The organism is Nocardia sp. NPDC087230 (assembly GCF_044744725.1).
GTDB classification, from domain to species: Bacteria; Actinomycetota; Actinomycetes; order Mycobacteriales; family Mycobacteriaceae; genus Nocardia; species Nocardia canadensis.
In genome coordinates this window covers 600,226-622,260 of sequence record NZ_JBIUYV010000003.1, presented here as the reverse complement: position 1 = coordinate 622,260, position 22,035 = coordinate 600,226, and the positions used below count along the sequence as shown (strand labels likewise).

The 22,035-nt window shown below is 70.1% G+C and carries 19 protein-coding genes and 3 pseudogenes; 9 read left to right on the top strand and 13 right to left on the bottom strand.

The genetic code is table 11. The annotated features are described in order from the left end of the window. Positions 1-64 precede the first annotated feature (64 nt). The 7 genes from ACIO52_RS15005 to hutC form a co-directional block, all read right to left on the bottom strand. Positions 65-874: an isoprenylcysteine carboxylmethyltransferase family protein gene (locus ACIO52_RS15005; protein WP_218719727.1), complete on the bottom strand. Its 810-nt coding sequence runs from the start codon at positions 872-874 to the stop codon at positions 65-67. Beyond that, positions 865-1,857 carry a fatty acid desaturase gene (locus tag ACIO52_RS15000; RefSeq protein WP_218719728.1) on the bottom strand — a complete coding sequence of 331 codons (993 nt, stop codon included), beginning with the start codon at positions 1,855-1,857 and terminating at the stop codon, positions 865-867. Before ACIO52_RS15000 ends, ACIO52_RS15005 begins: the two co-directional genes overlap by 10 nt. Before the next feature lie 58 nt (positions 1,858-1,915). Next, on the bottom strand, positions 1,916-3,187 hold the full coding sequence (locus ACIO52_RS14995; RefSeq protein ID WP_316575199.1) for a hypothetical protein: 1,272 nt from the start codon (positions 3,185-3,187) through the stop codon (positions 1,916-1,918). Continuing rightward, positions 3,184-4,281 (bottom strand): polyprenyl synthetase family protein, encoded by a 1,098-nt coding sequence (locus ACIO52_RS14990; RefSeq protein ID WP_316575200.1) that lies wholly within the window; start codon positions 4,279-4,281, stop codon positions 3,184-3,186. The genes ACIO52_RS14995 and ACIO52_RS14990 overlap by 4 nt, the downstream gene beginning before the upstream one ends. A gap of 921 nt (positions 4,282-5,202) precedes the next feature. After that, positions 5,203-5,814 carry a hypothetical protein gene (locus ACIO52_RS14985; protein ID WP_316575201.1) on the bottom strand — a complete coding sequence of 204 codons (612 nt, stop codon included), beginning with the start codon at positions 5,812-5,814 and terminating at the stop codon, positions 5,203-5,205. Positions 5,815-5,823: 9 nt separating this feature from the next. Then, complete coding sequence (locus ACIO52_RS14980) at positions 5,824-6,081, bottom strand: hypothetical protein (RefSeq protein WP_218719732.1); 258 nt, start codon at positions 6,079-6,081, stop codon at positions 5,824-5,826. Positions 6,082-6,452: 371 nt separating this feature from the next. Next, a complete protein-coding gene (gene hutC / locus ACIO52_RS14975) occupies positions 6,453-7,226 on the bottom strand; it encodes a histidine utilization repressor (protein ID WP_218719733.1) in 774 nt (257 codons plus the stop codon). Positions 7,227-7,372: 146 nt separating this feature from the next. Here hutC and hutU point away from each other — a divergent pair, with 146 nt between their 5' ends. Next, on the top strand, positions 7,373-9,052 hold the full coding sequence (gene hutU, locus ACIO52_RS14970) for a urocanate hydratase (protein ID WP_402644273.1): 1,680 nt from the start codon (positions 7,373-7,375) through the stop codon (positions 9,050-9,052). Positions 9,053-9,103: 51 nt separating this feature from the next. Here the strand turns inward: hutU and ACIO52_RS14965 are convergent. From ACIO52_RS14965 to ACIO52_RS14945, 5 genes and pseudogenes are all read right to left on the bottom strand, one after another. Continuing rightward, positions 9,104-9,334 (bottom strand): annotated as a pseudogene (locus tag ACIO52_RS14965) (acyl carrier protein); the annotation flags it as partial. Then, positions 9,328-9,702, bottom strand: coding sequence for a hypothetical protein (locus tag ACIO52_RS14960; protein ID WP_402644465.1), 375 nt, complete (start codon positions 9,700-9,702; stop codon positions 9,328-9,330). The pseudogene ACIO52_RS14965 and the gene ACIO52_RS14960, both read right to left, overlap by 7 nt. A 64-nt stretch (positions 9,703-9,766) precedes the next feature. Next, entirely contained in the window at positions 9,767-10,375 is a 609-nt protein-coding gene (locus ACIO52_RS14955; protein ID WP_218719735.1) for a hypothetical protein, read from the bottom strand. 144 nt (positions 10,376-10,519) lie between these two features. Next, the gene (gene hutH, locus ACIO52_RS14950; RefSeq protein WP_394358724.1) at positions 10,520-12,088 is read right to left on the bottom strand and encodes a histidine ammonia-lyase; all 1,569 of its coding nucleotides are present in this window, start codon (positions 12,086-12,088) and stop codon (positions 10,520-10,522) included. Between the two features lie 47 nt (positions 12,089-12,135). Continuing rightward, positions 12,136-13,548: an amino acid permease gene (locus ACIO52_RS14945; protein ID WP_402644270.1), complete on the bottom strand. Its 1,413-nt coding sequence runs from the start codon at positions 13,546-13,548 to the stop codon at positions 12,136-12,138. A 247-nt stretch (positions 13,549-13,795) separates the two neighbouring features. Here ACIO52_RS14945 and ACIO52_RS14940 point away from each other — a divergent pair, with 247 nt between their 5' ends. The 7 genes from ACIO52_RS14940 (at position 13,796) to ACIO52_RS14910 (ending at position 21,468) form a co-directional block, all read left to right on the top strand. Continuing rightward, positions 13,796-15,232: a cytosine permease gene (locus tag ACIO52_RS14940; protein ID WP_218719738.1), complete on the top strand. Its 1,437-nt coding sequence runs from the start codon at positions 13,796-13,798 to the stop codon at positions 15,230-15,232. Between the two features lie 13 nt (positions 15,233-15,245). Next, positions 15,246-16,421, top strand: a complete 1,176-nt coding sequence (gene hutI / locus ACIO52_RS14935; protein ID WP_316575209.1) for an imidazolonepropionase — start codon at positions 15,246-15,248, stop codon at positions 16,419-16,421. A gap of 10 nt (positions 16,422-16,431) precedes the next feature. Continuing rightward, the gene (gene hutG / locus ACIO52_RS14930; RefSeq protein WP_218719740.1) at positions 16,432-17,352 is read left to right on the top strand and encodes a formimidoylglutamase; all 921 of its coding nucleotides are present in this window, start codon (positions 16,432-16,434) and stop codon (positions 17,350-17,352) included. Between the two features lie 198 nt (positions 17,353-17,550). Beyond that, entirely contained in the window at positions 17,551-18,561 is a 1,011-nt protein-coding gene (locus ACIO52_RS14925) for a FecCD family ABC transporter permease (protein ID WP_402644266.1), read from the top strand. Beyond that, complete coding sequence (locus ACIO52_RS14920) at positions 18,558-19,580, top strand: FecCD family ABC transporter permease (protein ID WP_402644263.1); 1,023 nt, start codon at positions 18,558-18,560, stop codon at positions 19,578-19,580. The genes ACIO52_RS14925 and ACIO52_RS14920 overlap by 4 nt, the downstream gene beginning before the upstream one ends. Further along, the gene (locus ACIO52_RS14915) at positions 19,577-20,389 is read left to right on the top strand and encodes an ABC transporter ATP-binding protein (RefSeq protein ID WP_402644260.1); all 813 of its coding nucleotides are present in this window, start codon (positions 19,577-19,579) and stop codon (positions 20,387-20,389) included. Before ACIO52_RS14920 ends, ACIO52_RS14915 begins: the two co-directional genes overlap by 4 nt. A gap of 62 nt (positions 20,390-20,451) precedes the next feature. Next, positions 20,452-21,468: an ABC transporter substrate-binding protein gene (locus ACIO52_RS14910; protein ID WP_402644258.1), complete on the top strand. Its 1,017-nt coding sequence runs from the start codon at positions 20,452-20,454 to the stop codon at positions 21,466-21,468. Between the two features lie 10 nt (positions 21,469-21,478). On the opposite strand, the pseudogene ACIO52_RS14905 reads toward ACIO52_RS14910, so the two are convergent. Further along, positions 21,479-21,751 (bottom strand): annotated as a pseudogene (locus ACIO52_RS14905) (hypothetical protein); the annotation flags it as partial. Between the two features lie 37 nt (positions 21,752-21,788). Here ACIO52_RS14905 and ACIO52_RS14900 point away from each other — a divergent pair. Beyond that, positions 21,789-22,021: pseudogene (locus ACIO52_RS14900) on the top strand (LuxR C-terminal-related transcriptional regulator); the annotation flags it as partial. Positions 22,022-22,035 lie beyond the last annotated feature (14 nt).

Genomic DNA, 22,035 nt, shown 5'->3' with positions numbered 1-22,035 from the left:
CCGAACTCGGGCCGGGCCCGCCCGGCGCGTCACCCCTCGGGGAAACGCGCCGGGCGGCCTGCCGTTACGGCTGCCGAGTCGATCGGCCGAAGATACGGAGCACGGACGGGAAGAACGCGGGGACCTGCGCGGCGTAGGCGCGATAGGACGCACCGAAACGCGCGATCAGATCGCGTTCCTCCAGATAGGTGCCCAGCAGGATGTAACCGGTCAGCCCGAGGGCCCACACCAGGTGCCCGACCGTGAACGTCGAGGCGAACCAGAACGAGATCAGCAGGCCGGTCATCAGCGGATGCCGGACGAGCTTGTAGACCCCGTTCACCTGCAACCGGTCGACGGTCGCGTCCGGCACCTGGATGACGTACTCCCGGTAGGCCTGGCTGATGCCGAGCAGGTGGAAGTGGTTCAGCAGCAACGTCGCCGCGTAGACGAGCACGAAACCGAGCCAGAACCCGGCGTCGAGCACCAGGCCCACGGTGCCCTCGGCCGACCAGAGCACGGCCGGAATCGGCTGCCACGCCAGCATGATCACCCACATGACCAGGCACACCATGACGATGTAGACCGACCGCTCGAGCGCGTCGGGCACCCAGCGGGTGATGAACGCCTTGAACGAGGGCCGGGCCATGCCCGAGTGCTGCAGGCCGAACAGCGCCAGCAGCACCACATCGATCAGCAACGCCGGGACGGTCGACAGGTGCGGGCCCTTGTCGATCGTCTTCGGCAGGAACCAGCCGCCCGCGAAGAGCAGCATCAGCGGCACGGTGATGCCGGCGACGCCGTAGACGGCGAAGGAGAACAGGAACGGGACGAGGCGCGAACGGCTCGTCAGCACGTCCCTGGCCTGGGTGGGCGTGGGGGTGATCAGATCCATGCGAACCACGGCAGGTACCGGTTGCGCACGGTCCCCTCCTCGATGCGCTTCTCCAGCTTGGCCTTCCACTTGGTGCCGTAGCCCTCGTTGAGGAAGCCGCCGGGCCAGAACAGCCGCCACCCCGACTGCGCGACCATCCAGTAGGGGACGATGACGCCGGGATTGACATCGCGCATGTAGTCGAGCTTGTCCGGGATCTGGCTCCAGTGGATGCCGGGGTAGCGGTGGTGCACGCTGTGGTAGCCCTGGTTGAAGATCAGGAAGTTGAGGATGTTGCCCGCGTTGTTCAGCGAGGTGCTCGGCTCGTCGTCGAACCCGCGTGCCGGCGCGTGGCTCAGCCAGGCGAAGTAACCCGCGTTGACCTGGGTGATGAAGAACGGCACCCAGTAGAACAGGACGAACTTCTCCATCCCGGCGACGTACCAGACGCTGCCGATCACGACCGCGTACACGGCGAGATCGAAGAGGAACTGGTGGCGGGTGCGGCGGCGGCGCGGCGCCGGGTCGGCGGCGAAGACCATCCGCATCGTGTGGAGCTTGACGATCATGCCGTAGCGGACCCAGTACCAGATGGCGCCGAGGCCCTTCTCCATGCCGGTGGTCGCGGTGACGTCACCGGGGCCGTCGTTGAACCGGTGATGGTTGAGGACGTGCACCTCGCGCATCTCGGCGGCGGTCAGGTTGCCCGGCAGACAGCACAGGATGTCGACGACGCGGTTCGGGAACTTCGACACGAACAGCGGCCGGTGGGTGTGCATGTGCATGACGCCGATGGTCAGCGACAGGTTCAGCAGCGACAGCACGATGATCAGCGGCACCGCCACGTACCAGTTCGACGCGAACGGCACGAACAGGCCGAAGGCGGTCATGCCGATCCACAGCGCGATGTGCACGAGCGGACCGACATTGGAGGCGTGCTCGAGCTTGAGCACGCGTTTGCTGAACGGGGTCTGCTCGGGTGCGATGGGCGTTCCGGTGCTCATAGTCGAGCTCCTTCGCTAGTGGTGTCCAGGTCGGTGAGCGCGGGTCTGGTGACGATGCTCATGGGCGGCTCCCTTGGGTGCTGGTGTCGAGGGCAGCGAGTTGGAGTCTCGTGGCGAGCGCCTGCAGCGCTTCGGGTTCGTGCGGTGGCACCCGTTCCATCGCGCCGAAGGCGAGATGGTCGGCGATCATCATGGTGCGCACCTCGGCGTCGGGCAGCTCGCCGGTCAGCGGGGCTTCCGGCAGGGTCTGCACCAGCGCGAAGGTGGTGTCGACGATCAGCGGGACCAGCGAAGTCGCCATGGTGGCCGGGTCGCCCGCGCCGAGCACCTCGCGCGTGCGGCTGGCGCCGTCGGCGAAATCCGGTGAGGCGTCGAGCATCCGATGGATCGCCAGATCGGCGGTCCGGCGGACGCGGTCGATCATCCTGGTCCAGTACCGCGACGAGGAGGCGGCCAGCAGCGCGGCGCCGACCTTGCGCCGATACGGCGACGGCGCGTCGACGACCGAGCACAGGAACGCGGAGGTGGTGATGGTCATGTACGCCATCGCCGCGCGCGCACCGCGACTGGGCGTGCCGGGGCCGAGCCGGGCCAGCAGGGCGAACCCGCCGAGGGCCGGCGCCAGCAGCTGCAGCATCACCATCCGCTTCAGTTCCTCGCGGTCGGCGACGCCGTAGATCTCGAACTCGTTGTCGCGCAGGTCGTTCGCCGACTGGGCGATCACCGCGACGCAGCCGGTCAGCTCGCGTAGGTCCGCTTCCGAGAGCACGTTCTCGGCGACCAGGGCGCACGCGTAGTGCGTCACCCGGCCGAGCACGCCCTCGCTGTAGGCCACCCGCGACAGCGGTCCGTCGATGTTGCGGGCCATCACCCCGGCCACATCGGTGATCACCTCGCCGACCCGCTTCTGTCCCTCCGCCGACAACGCCGACAGCAGCGCTCTGATGTCACCGATGCGCTCGGCCAGCAGCCGGTCGACGGCTTCGCTGTCGCGGGCCTCGGCGGTCACGGTCGGCAGTGCCGGTGGGGGCGTGTCGGAGGTGCTGTTGAGGTAGTCGGCCGCGGCCAGCACGGCGCTGCTCGCGACCGCCCGATCGCTGAGATCCTCGAAGGCGTCGAGCACGCGACAGGCCAGCAGCGCGGCGGTCGCCTCCGCGCGCAGATGCGCGGGCAGGAGACTCACCGAGATGCCGAGGTTGCGGCCCGCGGGGATCAGGGCCAGGCGGGCCAGCTCCGCAGGCGAGGACGCGGCGCGCAGCGCGGCCATGTCGGGCGCGCGCCGCAGATGCCGGAGCCCGTAGGCCAGGGAGCCGATTCTGGTCTGTCTCATCGGTTGATCACCTGCTGCAAGAGTTCGCGGAGGTCGTCGCGGGCCGGCGACGACGGGAAGATGTCCAAGGCCGCGCTCGCGGTCTCGGTGGCCTGCAGCGCGACGGCGCGCGCGGCCTGGGTGGCGCCGCTGTCGACCAGGTCGGATTGCAGTGTCTCGCTGGAGGTCTCCGGCGACAGCCACATCTCCCTGGCGCCCGGGCGCACCGCCAGCCACTCGATCACCGGCCAGGTCGGCACCCGCCGGTCCAGGTCGCCGCAGGCGTCCTTGCCCAGTTCGGGGCCGCCTTCGATGTCGCGGACGTCGTCCATGATCTGGAAAGCGAGCGCCAGCTGGTCGGCGTACTGCATCAGGGCCTGCAGGCGATCGTGATCGGCGCCGCCTGCCGTGCCGCCGTAGGAGCACGAGAGCCGGAACAACGTCCCGGTCTTCGCCCCGGCCACGAGCTCGTAGTGGCGGCGCAGGGCGGTCGCGTCCACCGCGGGCGGCAGGGTCTCGATGAGCTGGCCGAAGGACAGGTCGGAGAGCCGGTCCGCGTAGGTCACCCCCGGCGCCTCGCCGATGCCGCCGAACACGTTCTGGTTCTCGGACAGGACCTGGGCGACCACCTGCATCGCGGCGCCGGCCATATGGAATCCGGCTCTGGCGGCGATGCGCACCCCGAACGCGGCGGGCACCGAGGGGGCACCACGGCGCAGTAGGGATCCGTCACAGATGTCGTCGTGTAGCAGCGAGGATTCGTGCAGCATCTCCATGGCGCAGGCCAGGTCGACGGCGGCGGTGCGCGGAGCCGCCGCGCCGTCGGGCAGCAGGCCCGCGCACGCGAGCACGAGACGAGCCCGCACACGTTTGCCGGGAGCGGCCAGGACATGCCGGTAGATGTCGTCGAAATCGCCACCGGTGAGGAGGATTTCGCGCAACCGGGCGGTGACCAGCGGAAGCAGCTCGACCGGCCCGACGGTCCGGTCGTCGTCGACGACGGACGCGGTGACCGACGGTCTGGGCAGTACCGCCACCTGATCGCCCGAGTGCTCCGGGTGCACTGCCGGATGAGCATCCTGACGGTGCGCTGAGGGTAGCGCGGGATTGTCCATAGCGCTGAACTCCTTTGGTGTGGTCACGGTGGCGGTGAGGTTCACCCCGACTGGTGCACAGGGGTTTACGGGGGTTCAGGCGGTGGCATCGTCGGCGGTGACTTGTCACAACTACCGGGCCCGAGCTTCCCGATCGTCGGCTACCGACGGGTAGTTTTGTAGAGACCCTGTCGAATTGTCAAGCACTACAACAGGTTCCAGTTTTGGATGACGTAATCGATAGTGCCGCAAAGTAACTCGCGCGCCCCCGCGCACGGAGGGCGGCGGACATTCACCGCGCGCCCGATCGGACTTGCGTCGTAAGCCTCAGTGCCCCAACAGATTTCGTGACCCTAGCCCACGCATGCGTGGGAGTGTGTTGCGCGAAGGTAAAAACCGTGGGCTGGCGCGACGCTGCGACAGAGATGATTCGGACGTGACAACCCCCTTGTAGGGTCACGCCGACTACGAGGCCGGTCCTCCGGGATGCCGGAGACGGCCCGACCGGACCGTTCGCCGAGGACATCATCGTCCGGCGAGCGGCCACCGAGGGAGCGTGCGAACACTCTCGTTCGACGACTCTACGACCACGCCGCCGATGCCGCGAATCGGACCGACCCGTTGGTGAGATCTCGCCGACTCCGGAACCGAACTTTTGGGGCTTTTCCCAAACCGACCAGACTGCCGCTCGAGATATACAGGCGCCCTTGACAATTCATCACTCCATGTCAAAACGGAACATGGGTCGTTTTCAGATGGAAGCGTGCCACCGCACCCAGGGGGTGACCGAAAGCCCGTGGGAGCCGGACCTTCTCCGGACGGGGGCGGACGTGCCTGCACAGGGCCGAGCGGACAGCGCCCGAGCACGCCCCGAGCGACCGGCACGAGCCCTTGCGTGCCGCGAGCACGGCCGCACCGGCCGACATCCTCGTCGAGCGCTGATCAGCGTGCGGCGGTGCCGCTTCCGAGGACGAGCAACTCCGGCAGCGGGTGGTCGACGAGAGGGGCGGGCGGACGGATCGACGGGCCGCGCCGCAGGACCGTGCAGCGACGGGCCAGGACAGCACCACAGGATCGGAGAGTGGTGGTGATCAGGTCCTCCGCGAGCGGTAAGTCGTCTTCGCGCTGGGCGAAGACCGAAAAGCGCACGGCGCGTGGCTCGGTGCGCGGGTCGGACTGCAGCACCACTTCGGCCGGGCAGCTCGCCAGGAGCATGATCGCGGCGGCGAAGTCGGCGTACGGGTCCCCCGCGGCGATCTCCGCCCCGGCGGCGACGGCGGCGAACAACGCGGGCAGGCTGGGCCGTTCGGGGATCTCCTGGAGGTCCTGGATGCGCGACCAGCGGCGCACCGCGGGCTGATCGGCGATATCGGTGCGGGTGCGCCAGCGCCGGCGGCCGCACTCGAGCAGCCGCGTCGCCGCCGCCTGCCAGAGGGCAGCGTCGTCGATGCGGGCGACGACGCGCAGGCGGCGGCACTCCTGCGCGACCTCCGGGGTGTCGATCGGCTCGATCGCGGGGACCACAGCGCCCGCGGCGGGTCGGTACGTCTGCATAGCGATCTCCTACCGCGCGAAGGAACCCAGCGAAGGCCGACCGGCCGGACCACGTCGCCACGCCTGCCGGAACGCCCAGCCCGCGGTGAGCACCGCGATCGCGACGACGGCGGTGATCACCGCCAGTACCACCGCGCCCGACGGCCCGACCCCGGCGTACCGGGCGATCATCGCCGACGCGAGAATCGGGCCCGCGGTGGCGAGAACCGGGATCAACAAGATCAGTCCGACGGTCACCAGCGCCGACGGCGACAGCGTCGATTTCACTGCGGAAAAGCTCTGCCGGGCACCCACCCTGTGCGGCCCCGACTGCCGCGCGACTGTAGCCATTTCCGCCCTCTCCGTTACCCGAATGGGACCCAGCGAGCCATGGGCCACTAAACGTACAGCCCGAATCCGGCATGTCGCGCAGTTCGTCACGAAACAGTGATAACCCGAAATCGCGCTTCACCCGCCTACGACAAATATACCGAGGTCAAGCACGTGTTTGCGATTAGCTGAACGTTTGCCAAAGCTGCATAGTATTCAGATCACATAACAATTCCGAGGACCACCGGAGGGTGAGTCGCGCCTGCCACGGGACAGTGCTCACACTGCACGGAATGGCGCGGCGAGTTGTTCGGCGGTCCCGAGACCTTTTATTCGGCGCCATTCGCCGCGGAGCCGAAGCTGCCCTCCAGCCGATTCCGCGATCCGGGATGGATCAACCGGGCCGCGCTGACCAGCCCACCCGAGGACCAGGTGCGCCGCCGAATCAGCAGACACGGCTCGTCGCGATCGATGTCGAGCAGCGCACACTCCTCCCGGCTGGCGCGCACCGCCTCGACGACGTGCTCGCCGCGGATCAGCGGGGCCACCTCGCTGAGATAGGTATTCGGCGTGATGCTGGTGAAATCCTGCGCCAGATAGTCCGGCGCCTGCGCCGGGTTCACGTAGCGGTCCTCCACCTGGATCGGGACGTCGTCCTCGATATGCACCAGCAGCGAGTGGAACACCCTGCCGCTCATGGCGTTCCCGAGCACCGGATGCCGGTCGCCCGCCTCCTCTGCGCGGACGAACACCACCTCGGTCCGGTGCCGGTGGCCGCGCCGGGAGATCTCGTCGGCGATATTCCTGACCTCGAACAGCGGGGAGGCGGCCTTGGTCGCGGCGACGAAGGTGCCCACACCCATCACCCGGTTGAGCGCGCCGTCGGCGGTGAGGTCGCGCAGGGCCCGGTTGATCGTCATCCGGGACAGGCCCAGCGCGTTGACCAGCTGGTTCTCCGACGGGATCTGCTCACCCTCGGTCCATCGACCGGCCTTGATCTGCGCCATGATCAGCTGCTTGACGCGTTCGTACGCCGCGAACTCGGTCCCCAGTTCGCCGTACAGCGCGGCCAGGTCCGCATCGACCACTTCGATCGCCACCACGGTATCCGTTCCCTCAGTTTGCCCAGAGAATACGTTGCGCCCGAACGACACAGCACGCTTGACAGCTACTTGTATATACAGGACTATACCACTAGTCTGGATTCCAGTGACCCAGGACACAGCCGTCATTTCCGAGGAGTGAACCGATGACCGACGCCGCCACCCAGCCCGAATCCGGCCCCCGGCCCGTGTCCGCGCCGCGCGGACCGCAGCTGCACACGCGGGGCTGGCAGCAGGAGGGTGCTCTGCGGATGCTGATGAACAACCTCGATCCCGAGGTCGCCGAGCGTCCCGACGACCTCGTCGTCTACGGCGGCACCGGCCGCGCGGTGCGCAGCTGGGCGGCCTTCGACGCGATCGTGCGGACCCTCGAGACCCTCGCCGACGACGAGACCCTGCTGGTGCAGTCCGGCAAGCCGGTCGGGGTGTTCCGCACCAACGAGTGGGCGCCGCGCGTGCTGCTCGCCAACTCCAACCTGGTCGGCGACTGGGCGAACTGGGAGGACTTCCGCAAGCTCGAACAGCTCGGCCTGATGATGTACGGCCAGATGACCGCGGGCTCGTGGATCTACATCGGCAGCCAGGGCATCCTCCAGGGCACCTACGAGACCTTCGGCGCGGTGGCGCGCAAGCGATTCGGCGGCACCCTGGCCGGCACCATCACCCTCACCGCCGGTGTCGGCGGCATGGGCGGCGCGCAGCCGCTGGCGGTGACGATGAACGAGGGCGTCGCGCTCTGCGTGGACTGCGATCCGGCCCGCATCGAACGGCGGATCGCGCACGGCTACCTCGACACCAAGGCCGACACTCTGCCGGAGGCGCTCGCGCTCGCGATCGCGGCCCGTGACGAGCGGCGCGCGCTGTCGATCGGCCTGGTCGGCAACGCGGCCGAGGTGTTCCCGCGGCTGCTGGCCATGGACGCCCCGATCGACATCGTGACCGACCAGACCTCGGCCCACGATCCGCTGTCCTACCTGCCGCTCGGGGTCGCGCTCGAGGACTGGCACACCCTGGCCGAGAAGGATCCGGCGTGGTTCACCACCGAGGCGCAGGCGTCGATGGCCAAGCACGTCGAGGCCATGGTCGGGTTCCTGGACAAGGGCGCCGAGGTCTTCGACTACGGCAACTCGATCCGTGACGAGGCCCGCAAGGGCGGCTACGACCGGGCCTTCGCGTTCCCCGGCTTCGTGCCCGCCTACATCCGGCCACTGTTCGAGGAGGGCCTGGGCCCGTTCCGCTGGGCCGCGCTGTCGGGTGATCCGAAGGACATCGCCGCCACCGATCGGGCCATCATGGAGTTGTTCCCCGAGAACGAGCACCTGAAGCGATGGATCACCATGGCCGGGGAGAAGGTGCAGTTCGAGGGACTGCCCGCGCGCATCTGCTGGCTCGGCTACGGCGAGCGCCACCGCGCGGGCCTGAAGTTCAACGAGATGGTCGCCTCCGGCGAGCTCTCCGCGCCGCTGGCCATCGGCCGCGACCACCTCGACTCCGGCTCGGTGGCCTCCCCCTACCGCGAGACCGAGGCGATGGCCGACGGTTCCGACGCCGTCGCCGACTGGCCCCTGCTCAACGCCCTGCTCAACACCGCCTCCGGCGCCTCCTGGGTGTCGATCCATCACGGCGGCGGCGTCGGCATGGGCCGGTCCATCCACGCCGGTCAGGTGTGCATCGCCGACGGCACCGCGCTGGCCGCCCAGAAGCTCGAGCGGGTCCTCACCAACGACCCGGGCATGGGTGTCATCCGCCACGTCGACGCGGGTTACGAACACGCCGCCGACATCGCCCGCGAGCGCGGGGTACGTATTCCGATGCAGGAGAACTGATCCCCCGCACTGCCGCCCGCACCGTGCGCCGGCGCGGGCGGCAGTGTCGGCTCACTCCTCCTGTGCCGCCCGGAACCTCGCCTCCATCTCCGCGGCGAGGTGAGGCTGCGCGGCCTCCATCCGCTGCACATAGGCGACCGCGTCGCCGACCGTCTGCAGACTCGCCAGGTCCTCGTCGGGGATCTCGACGGCGTACTTGTCCTCGAGCTGGACGGCGATCTCGACCAGCGAGAGCGAGTCGATCTCCAGTTCCTCGACGAAGGACTTCTCCGGCGTCACCTCGTGGCGAAGGCGCGGCGCCAGAGTTCGGGGCCGACCTCGAGGTCGGTGAGGCCGGTTTCCTCCGGATCGGGCGCGACGAACGCGTCGATATCCCGGATCGACCGCAGCCCGTCGACGTAGTGGATGTGCCGGTGGCCGACGAATTCGTCGTAGGTGCACGACCAGGGCCGCACGGCGGCCACCGATTCCGTGGGAGGGCGCGGGAATTCGCCACGGCGGACGAGGCGTCTGGTGACGTCGTCGAGACGGCGGAGCGGCGCCCGCCGAAGCCGCCGCTCCGCCGGCGCGGTCTCCGCGCGGGTCACCCCGAGCGTGCCGAGCAACTCGGCCGCCTCGATGGGCGCGCTGTCGCACATCCCGTTCAGCATCGCCACTGATAGTCGTACAGCGACAACACGGCCGACGACGTCGCCCCTTCCGACAGAGCCGGGCTCATGTCCGTGGCTGCCCGGTACTGCCGTCGCAGCACGGATCCCACACGTACGTGTCGGGGGCTGGTTCGACCCCCTGGAGCAGGCTCCAGTCGAAATATGCCCAGTATGTGCGGATCTCGTGGGAGTGCGGGTCGCTGACGGCGAAGGCCGAGACGTCGCCGATCCCGCCGAATCCATCGACGTGGTCGATCGGACCGAGTCCGCCCGCCGAGAATTCGGCGGCGGTACACGACCACGGGGTGAGGTCGTCCAGCGAGCGCGGAACCATGGGTGGGAGATGTGGTCGGCGAACGAAGTGCCGGAAGACGGATCGTTCGTGGGGGCTGCTCAGTTCGATGTGCAGGTCCGGCCAGAAGGACAGGTTCCACCGCGCGGTCCGCATGTCCATGTTCCGGTTGAAGGCCGCGACGGTCAGCGATTCGGGTGCACCCCAGGCCGCCAGGTAGTCGTCGAATGCGCGCCGCGGCGCCGATCGGTAGCGTTGCGCGGCGTCGGCGGTCTCGGCACGGGTAACCCCCAGCGTCCGAAGCAGTTCCGCCGCCTGGACCGGGGCCGAATCGCACATCGGGTTCAGCATTGCCAGCTGATAGTCGTACAGCGACAACATGGTCGATACCCCCGCGAATCGGCAAGTCCGATACGAACGTACCAGTCTTGGCGTTCGACGATGTGGATCGACGGTGAGCACCGGATCGTGCCGAAAATGATCTGGGCCCCGGTGAATTCGCCGGGGCCCAGGGTCGGGGAACGGTCAGCCCAGGGGGCCGGTGACGGATTCGGCGGCGGTGAGGAGGGCGCCGGAGCCGGCGAGGTGGTAGGCGGCGTCGATTTCCGGGGCGAGGTAGCGGTCGGGGCCGGGTCCGGGGACCTGGGTGCGCAGGGCGTCGCGGACGGCGGCGGTGGCCGGGGCCGGGGCGAGCGGGGCGCGCAGGTCCAGGGCGCGGGCGGCGGTGAGGGCCTCGATGGCCAGGACGCGGGTGAGGCCGTCGATGGCGCGGCGGAGTTTGCGGGCGGCCGACCAGCCCATGGAGACGTGATCCTCCTGCATGGCCGAGGACGGGATCGAGTCGACCGAGGCGGGGGCCGCGAGACGCTTGAGTTCGGAGACGATGGCCGCCTGGGTGTACTGGGCGATCATGTGACCACTGTCGACGCCGGGGTCGTCGGCCAGGAACGGGGGCAGGCCGTGGTTGCGGGCCTTGTCCAGGAAGCGGTCGGTGCGGCGTTCGCTGATACTGGCGACATCGGCGACGACGATCGCCAGGAAGTCCAGGACATAGGCGACGGGCGCGCCGTGGAAGTTGCCGTTGGATTCGACGCGGCCGTCGAGGGTGACGACGGGATTGTCGACGGCACTGGCCAATTCGTATCCGGCGACGCGTTCGGCGTGGGCCAGGGTGTCGCGGGCGCCACCGGCCACCTGCGGCGCGCAGCGCAGCGAGTAGGCGTCCTGCACGACGGTGCAGTCGGGGGTCGCGTGACTGGCGACGATCGCCGAATCGGCCAGCAGGCGGGTCATATTGGCGGCCGCCACGGCCTGGCCGGGCTGCGGGCGCAGCGCCTGCAGGTCGGCGGCGAAGACCTTGTCGGTGCCGAGCAGACCCTCCACGCTCATGGCCGCGGTGACATCGGCCAGCCGCAGCAACTGCCGCAGATCGTGGCAGGCCAGCACCAGCATGCCGAGCATGCCGTCGGTGCCGTTGATCAGTGCCAGCCCTTCCTTCTCCTCCAGCTCCACCGGCGCGATGCCCGCGTCCGCCAGCGCCTCGGCGGCGGACCGCAGCTCGCCGTCGGCGTCGCGGACCGTGCCCTCACCGAGGACGGCCAGCGCCACGTGGGCCAGCGGCGCGAGGTCACCGGAACAGCCGAGACTGCCGTACTCGTAGACCACCGGGGTGATCCCCGCCGACAGCAGCGCGGCGTAGGTCTCGGCGACGACCGGACGCACGCCGGTGCGGCCGGTGGCCAGGGTCGACAGGCGCAGCAGCATCAGCGCGCGCACCACCTCCCGCTCCACCTCGGCGCCGGAACCGGCCGCGTGCGAGCGGACCAGGCTGCGCTGCAACTGCTGACGCAGCTCGAGCGGGATGTGGCGCACGGCGAGCGCGCCGAAGCCGGTGGACACGCCGTAGACCGGCTTGGGGTCGGCCGCCAAGGCCTCGATCCGCCTGCGGCTCTCGCCGATCGCCGCGAGGGCCTGCTCGGACAGCCGCACCGCGACACCGTCCCTGGCCACCCGGACCACGTCCTGGGGCGCCACCGGCCCCGTGCCGACGACGACCGGTTCCACCGCGACCGGTGCGGTCCGGTCCGAGTCGATGCTCACTATGTTTTCTCCATTCCGAACGAGGTGCGGGACAAGATCTCTCAGGCGATATCGGCGACGGGATCCGGCGCGGCGACCGGTGCGGGCGCCTCGGTGGCCGGGCCAGGGCGGACCCAGAGCCGGTAGGCCACCCACAGCAGCACCAGCCAGACCGCGCCGACGACCAGCGCCACCCGGCTGTCGGCGTCGAAGGCGATCACCGCGATCACGAACATCAGGAAGCCGATGGTGATCAGCTGCCCGTAGGGCCACAGCGGCACCGGGAACTTCAGCGCGGCGACCTCGGTGGCCGACATCCGCTGCCGCGAGCGGTACTGCGAGAACAGGATCATCAGCCAGACGAAGATGGTCGCGAAGGTGGCGATCGAGGCGATCACCAGGAATACCCTGTCCGGGATCAGGTAGTTGAGCAGCACGCCGACCAGCAGGGTGACGGTCATGATGACCACCGTCATCCACGGCACCCCGTTGCGCGAGACCTGCCGCATGACCGCGGGCGCCTGGCCGCGCTGGGCCATGCCGTACATCATCCGGCCCGCGCCGAAGATGTCGCTGTTGATGGCCGACAGGGCCGCGGTGATCACCACGACGTTGAGCACGGCCGCCGCGGGGCCCAGGCCCAGACTCTGGAAGATCTGCACGAACGGGCTGCCCTCGTCGCCGATGGTCTGCCACGGCTCGATCGCCATGATCACCGCGAGGGTGAGCACGTAGAACAGGATGATCCGCACGGGCACGGTGTTGATCGCGCGCGGGATGGTGCGCTGCGGGTCCTCGGCCTCCCCGGCGGTGATGCCGATGATCTCGGTGCCACCGAAGGCGAACATGACGATGGCGAAGCAGGCCACGAAACCACCGAAGCCGGTCGGGAAGAAGCCGCCGTCGGCCCACAGGTTCTGCACGCCGCCGCTGGTGTCGTGCAGGCCGAAACCGAAGATCAGGATGGCGATGCCGCCGGCGATCATGGCCACGATGGCGACGATCTTGACCAGGCTGAACCAGAACTCGACCTCGCCGAACACCTTGACGCTGAGCAGGTTGATCGCGCCGATGAAGAAGATGATCGACAGCACCCAGATCCAGCGGGGCACATCGGGGAACCAGAAGCCCATGTAGACGCCGAACGCGGTGACGTCGGCCAGACACACGATGAGCATCTCGAAGGTGTAGGTCCAGCCGGTGACGAACCCGGCCAGCGGGCCGAGGTGCTTGCTGGCGTACTCGCCGAACGAGCCGGAGACCGGATTGCTCACCGCCATCTCGCCGAGGGCGCGCAGCACGAGGTAGATCGCGGCGCCGCCGATCAGATAGGCGAGCAACACCGACGGGCCCGCCCGGTGGATGGCCTCCGCCGAACCGTAGAACAGGCCGGTGCCGATGGCCGAGCCGAGCGCGATGAAACGGATGTGACGCGCGGTGAGTCCTCGCGTCAGCACAGCAACGGGCTTGTTCACACCATTCTCCCGGGATTCGGAAAGGCGCACGGATCGGGTGATACCCGTCGGATTCGCCTGTGGGGCCGGTCACAACGACCGCTACATGTATAAACCTGTATATACAGCCGTGTCAACGCGCGGCCGATCGCCGGGCAGCCTAACGCTTGACGTACCTGTCTATACAGGCATATACATATCGGACGTGATCCAGCGCACACGCGCCGGCCACACGCTCGACGGCGTCACCGCAGAAAGACAGGCCGCTATGACCAGCTCCGGCAGTTCCGAGGACCTCCTCACCCCCGAACGCCGCACCATCGACGTCGTCCCCGACAGCGAACGGCACGGCACCCCGCGCAGCCAGTTCACGCTCTGGTTCGGGGCGAACATGCAGATCACGGCGGTCGTCGACGGCGCGCTCGCGGTCGTGTTCGGCGCCGACGCGCTGTGGGCGATCGTCGGATTGCTGCTCGGCAACGTCGTCGGCGGCGTCGTGATGGCACTGCATTCCGCGCAGGGTCCGCGCATGGGGTTGCCGCAGATGATCTCGAGCCGCGCCCAGTTCGGGGTCAAGGGCGCGGTCGTGCCACTGGTGCTGGTGATCCTGATGTACCTGGGCTTCGCGGCCACCGGCACGGTGCTGGCCGGGCAGGCGGTCAACAACATGCTGCACGTGGCCAACCCGGTGATCGGCATCGTGATCTTCGGCGCGCTGACGGCGTTCGTAGCGGTCACCGGATACCGGCTGATCCACGTCGTCGGGCGAATCGCGACCGTGATCGGGATCGTCGGCTTCACCTACCTGACGGTGCGGTTGTTCGCCGAGTACCCGGTCGGCGACTTCGTCGGGGTGATCGGCTTCGACGTCGTCACCTTCCTGCTCGCCATCTCCCTCGGCGCGGGCTGGCAGCTGACCTTCGGCCCGTACGTCGCCGACTACTCCCGCTATCTGCCACGCAGCACCAGCGAGCGCACCACCTTCTGGTCGACGTTCCTCGGCAGCGTGCTCGGCTCGCAGTGGGCGATGACCTTCGGCGCGCTGGTGGCCGCGGTCGCGGGCAAGGCCTTCCTGGCCGACCAGGTCGGGTTCCTGGGTGAGCTGGCCGGGCCCGCGCTGCTCGCCTTCTGCGTCTATCTGGTGATCGTGGTGGGCAAGCTGACGGTCAACGTGCTCAACGCCTACGGCGGGTTCATGTCCATCCTGACCACCGTCACCGCCTTCGACGGACGCTCGCAGATCTCCACCCGTGCCCGCACGCTCTACATCGTCGGGTTCGTCGGTGTGTCGATGCTGATCGCGATCGCCGCCAGCGCGGACTTCCTGAACAATTTCAAGAACTTCGTGCTCGTGCTGCTGATGGTGTTCACGCCGTGGAGCGCGATCAACCTGATCGACTACTACCTGATCTCGAAGGAACGGGTCGACCTGCCCGCGCTCTACGACCCGCACGGCCGCTACGGCGCCTGGAACGTGCCCGCGCTGGCCTGCTACGGCCTCGGCGTGCTGGCCCAGATCCCGTTCCTGGCCCAGAAGCTCTACACCGGTCCGATCACCGAGCTGCTCGGCGGCGCCGACATCTCCTGGATCGTCGGCATCGTGTTCACCGCGGCGATCTACTACCCGGTCGCCCGGCGCACCGCCAACCCGCCCGCGCGGATGATCTACCCCGCGCACACCGACATGGTCGACACCCGCACCTAGGAGGACTCCCCCAGTGCCCACCACCGCACTGACCGGCATCGGCACCCTGGTCACCAACGACCCCGCCCTGGGCGACGGCCCGCTCGGCCTGCGCCGCGACGCCGCCGTCGTCTTCGACGACGCGACGGTGGTGTGGGTCGGCGACAGCGCCGACGCGCCCGCCGCCGACACCGGCGTCGACCTCGGCGGGCGCGCCGTGCTGCCCGGTTTCGTCGAGACCCATTCGCACCTGGTGTTCGCGGGAGACCGGGCCGAAGAGTTCGCGGCCAGGATGGCTGGGCGCCCCTACGGCGCCGGCGGCATCCGCACCACCATCGAGGCCACCCGCGCCGCGACCGACGAGCAGCTCGCCGCGAACGTGGCACGACTGATGGACGAGTCGCTGCGCGCGGGCAGCACGACGGTCGAATGCAAGAGCGGCTACGGCCAGACCGTCGCCGACGAACTGCGCAGCGTGCGGATCGCGGGCCGGTTCACCGACGAGGTGACCCTGCTCGCCGCGCACGTGCCGCCGCCGGAGTACGCCGGGCGCGCCGACGACTACGTGGCGATGGTGTGCGCCGAGATGATCCCGGCGTGCGCGCCGCACGCCCGGTGGATCGACGTGTTCTGCGAGCAGGGCGCGTTCGACCGCGACCAGGCGCACGCCGTACTCGCTGCGGGCATCGCGCACGGTCTGGTGCCGCGCGTGCACGGCAACCAGCTGCACCAGGGTCCCGGCGTGCGACTCGCGGTGGAGCTCGGCGCCGCGTCGGTGGATCACGTGACACATGTGAACGCCGCCGATATCGACGCGCTGGCGAGCAGCCAGACCGTGGCCACCCTGCTGCCGGGTGCCGACTTCTGCACGCGCAACAGCTATCCCGACGCTCGCGCTCTGCTCGACGCCGGTGTCACCGTGGCGCTGGGCGCGGACTGCAATCCCGGCACGAGCTACACGACGAGCCTGCCGTTCTGCATCGCGCTGGCGGTGCGCGAACTGCGCATGACTCCCGACGAAGCCGTCTGGGCGGCGACCGCGGGCGGCGCACGCGCACTGCGCCGCACCGACATCGGCGCGCTGACGCCCGGCGCGCGCGCCGACGCGATCGCGCTCGACGCCCCCTCCCACCTGCACCTGGCCTACCGCCCGGGTGTTCCGCTGATCGACCGGGTGTGGCGCGGCGGCGCGCTCGCCGCCACGAAATGAGGTCCACCCGATGACATCCGACTCCGCGTGGACCGGCCGGATCGACGGCACCACTCCCGACCACCTGCGCTGGCACCAGGCCGTCGCCCCGTACGCGCCGGGCACCGATCCCGGCGCGTGCGTGTTCGTCGGCTTCGCCAGTGACGAAGGGGTGCGGCGCAACAAGGGCAGAACCGGTGCCGCGCAAGGCCCGGAGGCGTTGCGCCGGGCGCTGTCGCCGATGGCGCTCGGCACGGCACTGCGCGCCTTCGACGCGGGCACGGTCGCCGTCACCGACGGCCGGCTCGAGGACGGCCAGCGCCGGCTGGGCGCGACGGTGTCGGAGCTGCTGGACGCGGGCGCGTTCCCGGTCGTACTCGGCGGCGGGCACGAAGTCGCCTACGGGACCTACCTCGGGGTGGCGGGCGCGGCGCGGCGCGCACCGGGCACGATCGTCGGAATCCTCAATCTGGACGCGCATTTCGACCTGCGCCCCGATCCGGTGCCCAGCTCCGGGACCCCGTTCCGGCAGATCCTCGAGCGCGATCCCGACGTGCGGTACGCGGTGCTGGGGATCAGTCAGCCCAGTAACACCACCGTCCTGTTCGACACCGCCGACCGGTTCGGCGTGCGATATCTGCTCGACGACGACTGCGCGCCGGAGCGGGTCGCCGCGTTCGTCGCGGAGTTCCTGGCCGGGATCGATCTGCTCTACCTGACCATCGACCTCGATGTCCTGCCCGCCGCGGTCGCGCCGGGGGTCAGCGCGCCCGCCGCCTACGGCGTCCCGCTCTCGACGATCCAGGCCGTCTGCGACCAGGTCACCGCCTCCGGCAGGCTCGCCGTCGTCGATGTCGCCGAACTCAATCCGGACCTCGATATCGACCAGCGCACCGCCCGCACCGCGGCCCGGCTGCTGCACCGCCTCGTCACCCGGCACGTGCGTGGCTGAGCTCGACGATCTTGCGCATTAAGGCTTGCCTACCCTAAAGTCTCTCGCGATCCGGTTCGCAACCTTCGCATCTCGGCGGTGGTGACGACCGCGCCGTCGCCTCGCACCCGCCCGTCGACCGATCCGCACGCACCACAGCGTCTTCCGCCTGCCCGACGGCCAGGTGCGCTCGGTCGTGCGCGATGAGGAATGCCCACCGTGTCCACTCCCGTCCTGCGAAGTCCGGCGCTGCGCCGTACCGCGGTCTTCGCGCTCGGCGCCGCCGCGCTGGCGCTGTGCGTCGTACTGAGTCTCGCGCTCGGCTCCCGGTCGGTGCCCGTCGGCACCGTCGTCGACGCCATCCTGGGCCACGGCACCGATCGGGATGCCGCGGTGATCACCGGAATGCGGTGGCCGCGCACGGTCGTCGGGCTCGTGGTCGGGGCCGCGCTGGGCCTGGCCGGCGCCGTCGTGCAGGGGGTGAGCCGCAATCCGCTGGCCGCGCCGACGACCCTCGGAATCAACGCCGGGGCCGCGCTGGCCGTGGTCACCGCCATCTACGCGCTCGGCCTGAGCCAGCCCGGACAGTACGTCTGGTTCGCCTTCGCCGGCGCCGCCGTCGCGGCGGCGACCACCCTGACCCTCGGGCGCCGGTCCGGCGATCTGGACCCGATCCGGCTCGTGCTGGGCGGCACCGTCGTGCAGCTGGTGCTGGCCTCGTGGACCTCGGCGGTCCTGCTGTTCAGCGAGCGCACCCTCGACGAGGCCCGCTTCTGGCTGGTCGGTTCCATCGCGGGACGTGAACTGTCGGTGCTGATTCCGCTGCTGCCGCTGTTCGCGGTCGGCGCGGTCGTCGGGCTGGCGATCACCTCCGGGCTCAACGCGCTGGCTCTCGGCGACGAAGCGGCCGAGGCGCTGGGCGTGCCGGTCACCCGGATCAGGGTCGCGGGCATGGTCGCGGTCGTCCTGCTGGCCGGCGCCGCGGTGGCCGTGGCCGGGCCGATCGCGTTCATCGGGCTGGCCGCGCCGCATCTGGTGCGGTTGGTCGCGGGCACCGATCACCGGGTGCTGGTGCCCGGCTGCCTGCTCGCCGGGCCGCTGTTGCTGCTGAGCGCCGACATCGTCGGCCGGATGATCATGCGCCCGACAGAGGTCGAGGTCGGCATCGTCACGGCGTTCCTCGGGGCGCCGCTGCTGGCCGTGCTCGCGACGCGGAAGGTGCGCCGATGACCACCCTGGTAACCACTTCGACGACCGCGCGGGTCCGGCTGCTCGCCGTGGTCCTGACCGTCGCGCTGCTGGCGCTCGTGACCGTCGCGCTCGCCACCGGCGAGGTGTCGATGGACGCGCTCACCGCGCCGCGGGCCGCGATCGGGCTCGGCGATCGCGGAGACGTCTACGTCGTGCAGGAGTTCCGCGCGCCCCGGATCGCGGCGGGTGTCGTCGCGGGCGCCGGGCTGGCCGTGGCGGGCGGGGTGCTGCAACGGCTGTTCCGCAATCCGCTCGCCTCCCCCGACGTGATCGGCGTGACCGGCGGCGCCTCGCTCGGCGCGGTGGTCGTGCTGGCCGCGGGCGCGAGCCAGTACTCGATTCCGCTCGCCGCGCTGGCGGGCGGCATGGTCGCCGCGGTCGCGCTCGGCGCGATCGGGTGGCGGTCGCAGTTGTCCACCGCCCGGCTGGTGCTGGTCGGCCTGGCGATCCAGGCCGGACTCGCCGCGGCGGTGAATCTGGTGATCGTGCGCTTCCCCCGGGAGCTGGCGGGATCGGCGATGCACTGGACCGCCGGTTCGCTCTACGGCCGCACCTGGCCGGAGGTCACCGGCGCCGCCCTCGGCTCCGTCGTCGTACTCGTCGCCCTGTGCGTGCAGTACCGCACCCTGGCCGTGCTCGACCTCGGCGACGACTCGGCGGGCGGTCTCGGCGTCGGTGTCTCGGGGGCGCGGCTGCGGCTGCTGTGTACCGCGGTGGCGCTGGCGGCGCTGGCCGTGGCCATCTCCGGGCCGATCGTGTTCGTCGCGCTCGCCGTGCCGCAGCTGGTGCGACTGCTGTGCGGACCACCGACGGCGGCGACCCTCGCCGTCACCGGTCTGGCCGGCGCGACCCTGCTCACCGCCGCCGACTTCATCGCGCAGAACCTGCTGCCGGTGCGGGGACTGCCGGTCGGCGTCGTCACCACGACCGTCGGCGCACCGTGGCTGCTGTGGCTGCTCGTGCGCGACAGCAACCCGGCGAATCGGAGGACCGCATGACCGAGCAACCGCGCAACGAACTCGCCACCCGCGACCTGGCCTTGCGCTACGGCGAGCGCACCATCATCGACGGCCTCGACCTGGTACTGCCCGGGCACGCCGTCACCGCGATCGTCGGCCCCAACGCCTGCGGCAAGTCGACGCTGCTGCGCGGCCTGACCCGGCTGCTGCGGCCCGCGGGCGGCACCGTCACCCTCGACGGCGCCGACATCCACCGGATGTCCGCCCGCACCCTGGCCTTGCGTCTGGGCCTGCTCCCCCAGCAGCCGATCACCCCCGAGGCCATCACCGTCGAAGCGTTGGTGCGCCTGGGCCGCTACCCCCATCAGAAGATGCTGCGACCCTGGTCGGCGAGCGACCAGGCCGCGGTCGAGGAGGCGATGGAGCGCACGGGCACCACCGCGCTGCGCGACCTGTCCGTCGACCAGCTCTCCGGCGGACAGCGGCAACGCGCCTGGATCGCCCTGGCACTGGCCCAGGACACCGATCTGCTGCTGCTCGACGAGCCCACCACCTTCCTGGATCTGCGCCACCAACTCGACGTGCTCGACCTGGTCGCCGATCTCAACGCCGACGCGGGCCGCACGGTGATCATGGTGCTGCACGATCTCGGCCAGGCCGCCCGCTACGCCGATCACCTGGTGGTCCTGCGCGACGGCGCGCTGGCCGCGGCCGGTCCGCCGGCGCAGGTGCTCGACGCCGACCTGGTGCGCACCGTCTTCGACGTGGAGTGCCGGGTGATCCCCGATCCGGAAACCGGGACACCGCTGGTGGTGCCGCTGGGCCGGGCGGCCCGGGCCCGCGTCTGACCTCCCCTCCCCGGCGCCCCACTCCGGGTCGTCGGCGTCCCCCACCAGAAATGAGGACCGTCATGTCCCTTCGACGTCTCCGCGCCCGCGGACTCCGCCGGGCAGGCACCGTCGCCGCGGGCGCGCTCATCGCGCTCGGCACGCTCGTCGGCTGCGGCACCGACACCGCCACGACCGGCGGCACGAACACCGCCGCCGACGCGACCAGCTTCCCGCGCACCCTCGACACCGTCATGGGCCAGGTGACCATCCCGCGCGTCCCGCAGCGCGTGGTCGTCCTCGACACCGCCGAACTCGACTCGACCACCCTGCTCGGCGTGACGCCGGTCGGCGCGGTCATCCCGCACACCAAGACCGCGGGCGGCTTCCCCGACTACCTGAAGGCGGGCCTGGACGGCGTCACCGATGTCGGCCCGCTGCTCGAGCCGAATCTCGAGCGGATCGCCTCGCTGAAGCCCGACCTGATCCTGTCCTCGAAGATCCGGCACGAGAAGATCTACGACAAGCTCAGCGGGATTGCGCCGACCGTGTTCACCGAGACCACCGGCGGCCCGTGGAAGGCCAACCTGGCCGTGCACGCCAAGGCCCTCGGCCTCGACCAGCAGGCCGCGGACGCGCTGCGCAAGTACGAGACCCGCGCGCAGGCGCTGGGCGCGGCGATCAAGTCGAAGAACAACGGCGTCACCCCGTCGGCCTCGGTGGTCCGCTTCCTGGCCGGCCCGACCCGGCTGTATCTGACGCAGTCGTTCAGCGGTGTCGTACTGGCCGATGTCGGTCTCACGCGACCGGCCAACCAGGTCTCGAGCGACGCCAAGAAGACCATGCTCGAGGTGAGCCCGGAACAGATCGACGGCGCCGACGCCGACCTCATCTTCGTCGCCACCATCGACGACCCGGGCAAGACGCCCAAGAACGCCGTCACCAGCAGCCCGGTGTGGCGCGATCTGGCCGCGGTGCAGAACGGCAAGGTCTACGAGGTGCCGGACGAGACCTGGATGTCGGGCATCGGCGTGCAGGCGGCGCAGCGGATGCTGGCCGACATCGCCCAGGCCACCGGCGTGCCGCTGCCCGCCGAGTGAGCGCGCGGGATCAGAAGTAGCGCAGCCGGCCAGAGATCCAGGCCATCGTCGTGCTGAGCACGGTGACCAGGATGCCGTAGCGGGTGAACTGCCAGAAGGAGACCCGCTGGCCGGCGCGGGCGGCGATGCCGAGGGCGACGACGTTCACACCGGCCGCGACGACGGTGCCGTGGCCGCCGAAGTCGGCGCCGGCGGCGAAGGCCCACCACAGCGATCGCCCGGTCTCGGGGTCGGGGGCACCGGCGACGATGCCCTCGACCACCGGCGCCATGGTGGCGGTCCAGGCCAGCGCCAGCACCCTCGTGCCCGCGCCGACCGACCTCCAGCCGGCCCGCTACGGCGCGGCGTTGCCCGAGGCGATTCCGACCCCGCGTGCGGAGGAGGTGCTCGAGCTCATCGCCGAGGGCACTCGGCCCGCGATATCGCGGCCGCGCTGGTGATCAGCGCCGAGAACGTCGACCGGTACCGGGCCGACATCGCGTGGAAACCGGGCCTGCGCGATCGGCTCGCGCTCACCGGGTACGCGATCCGGGCCGGGCCGATCGAGCCGTGAGAACGGCGACGGCC

Bases quoted from the DNA above. Each gene is read 5' to 3' on its own strand.
- ACIO52_RS15005 (WP_218719727.1), bottom strand. From the start codon at position 874: ATGGATCTGATCACCCCCACGCCCACCCAGGCCAGGGACGTGCTGACG.
- ACIO52_RS14955 (WP_218719735.1), bottom strand. From the start codon at position 10,375: ATGTTGTCGCTGTACGACTATCAGCTGGCAATGCTGAACCCGATGTGC.
- hutG (WP_218719740.1), top strand. From the start codon at position 16,432: ATGACATCCGACTCCGCGTGGACCGGCCGGATCGACGGCACCACTCCC.
- ACIO52_RS14915 (WP_402644260.1), top strand. From the start codon at position 19,577: ATGACCGAGCAACCGCGCAACGAACTCGCCACCCGCGACCTGGCCTTG.
- ACIO52_RS14995 (WP_316575199.1), bottom strand. From the start codon at position 3,187: ATGAGACAGACCAGAATCGGCTCCCTGGCCTACGGGCTCCGGCATCTG.
- ACIO52_RS14990 (WP_316575200.1), bottom strand. From the start codon at position 4,281: ATGGACAATCCCGCGCTACCCTCAGCGCACCGTCAGGATGCTCATCCG.
- ACIO52_RS14910 (WP_402644258.1), top strand. From the start codon at position 20,452: ATGTCCCTTCGACGTCTCCGCGCCCGCGGACTCCGCCGGGCAGGCACC.
- ACIO52_RS14960 (WP_402644465.1), bottom strand. From the start codon at position 9,702: ATGCTGAACGGGATGTGCGACAGCGCGCCCATCGAGGCGGCCGAGTTG.
- ACIO52_RS14920 (WP_402644263.1), top strand. From the start codon at position 18,558: ATGACCACCCTGGTAACCACTTCGACGACCGCGCGGGTCCGGCTGCTC.
- ACIO52_RS15000 (WP_218719728.1), bottom strand. From the start codon at position 1,857: ATGAGCACCGGAACGCCCATCGCACCCGAGCAGACCCCGTTCAGCAAA.
- ACIO52_RS14985 (WP_316575201.1), bottom strand. From the start codon at position 5,814: ATGCAGACGTACCGACCCGCCGCGGGCGCTGTGGTCCCCGCGATCGAG.
- hutU (WP_402644273.1), top strand. From the start codon at position 7,373: ATGACCGACGCCGCCACCCAGCCCGAATCCGGCCCCCGGCCCGTGTCC.
- ACIO52_RS14940 (WP_218719738.1), top strand. From the start codon at position 13,796: ATGACCAGCTCCGGCAGTTCCGAGGACCTCCTCACCCCCGAACGCCGC.